We start from the raw sequence: 1,501 nt of genomic DNA on the forward strand, positions 1-1,501 counted from the left end.
CGATGATGGCACCATGGCCGTAGCTACCAACCAACATGAATTGCAGAACCAAGAAATGCACGGGAGATCGCGAACTCATTCTGGGTGATGGGCACTCCATTGCGCGATCCCCGTGATTTCAACCGTTCCCCGACTGAAATTGACTGAATGGTGCAGCCCAACATCGACCGGCGTGGCATGTGACGTTGAATACTAAGCGAGCAATCGTCGCCGCTGTTGCTGCAGCAGTCGCACTGGTCGCAACGTTCGTCACGACTTCACGCAAACCGGAATCCACCAAATGGATTCCGTACACGAGCGCCGCGGTCGCGGAAAACAAATCAAAAGGGAGACCATCGGCGGTCCTTTTCTATGCTCGGTGGGCTCTGTCCGCGGATCCCAAAGGCGGGTTGGCGACTCCCGCTATTCATCAGTCCCTTGCTGATGCCGGATAGGTTACGATGGAAGCCGACTTAACGAATTCCGGCAGTAGAGACTTTGACAAACTGAACGAACAGGGATTCACATCGATACCCGTACTAGTTTTGTACCCGATTGCTGGACCTCGATTGGGGTTTGATGGCGGCACACCTGAACTAGAGGTTGTCTCAGCGGTTGCTCGGTCTAGCCAATGATCTTGTCCACCACCTTCATGATTGCGGGGAACCGTCCAATGCACCCGAGCGGCGAAGTCGGGCGTTTTGACAATGGACAATCTCTCGTCGCCGCCGGGTGATCGGTATCGTTACCCGACTGAGTCCACGGCACATCGCCAGGAGGTCATCCCAGATATGCCGCCCACCGCAGAAACATAAGTTACCCGACTGAGTCCATGCACCCACTCGTTGCAGACATCGCATCGTGCTTTCCGGTGCATCCGATTCCGAACGCTCGAGATGCGATAATCGACACGTATATGGTCGAACACCTGCACAAAATACTCGGTGGCAAACCGTGGCCGAACTTGACCCCAGTCGAATGCCGACACTGCTCGGATGGTTTCACGTTTCTGACTCCAATCGGATTGCACTACTACCTCCCGGCTTACATGACCGCCGAGGTAGTTGACGCCGAAGAGGCCGATGTTGTGATAGACTCGCTGATTGGCCTGCTTCAGCGTGCTCGATTCTATCGTGACGATCGCTATCTCGACTTTTGGCGTCTGCTTACCGATGATCAGCTCACGGTGATCGGGCGTTGGTTGGATCACTATGAGACTGCATACGACTTCAACGATTGCACGCAGTCTGAGGTTGCGACCGCAAGGACATGGCTCAAGACTGTTTCGGACTCGCCTCGCTTGCAGAATGGCGGGTAACCATGCGATGATACGGAGCGGCGGTGGTCGCCGTTTTGGCAGTGGTTGAGTCGTTCGCCGCCGCCCGCATATCGCTACCGTTCCCCGACTGAAACGCATCCGAACCATCAACCGAGGCTGAGCAATTCCCCGACCATCGCCTTACGCACGCCAAATGGGCGCGTCGATTCTCAATCTCGTCGTCCTGTTCGACAAGTGTGCTCC

Annotated in this window: 1 protein-coding gene; it reads left to right on the forward strand. The window is 55.6% G+C overall.

Features of this window, described 5'->3' with window-relative positions; genetic code table 11:
• Window positions 1-811 precede the first annotated feature (811 nt).
• Window positions 812-1,297, forward strand: coding sequence for a DUF6714 family protein (locus tag ABEA92_RS31300; RefSeq protein WP_345689816.1), 486 nt, complete (start codon window positions 812-814; stop codon window positions 1,295-1,297).
• The last annotated feature ends 204 nt before the right edge of the window (window positions 1,298-1,501 follow it).

Source organism: Novipirellula caenicola, assembly GCF_039545035.1.
In the GTDB taxonomy this organism is placed as follows: domain Bacteria; phylum Planctomycetota; class Planctomycetia; order Pirellulales; family Pirellulaceae; genus Novipirellula; species Novipirellula caenicola.

Coding starts and splice junctions, on each gene's coding strand:
- ABEA92_RS31300 (WP_345689816.1), top strand. CDS start 812: ATGCACCCACTCGTTGCAGACATCGCATCGTGCTTTCCGGTGCATCCG.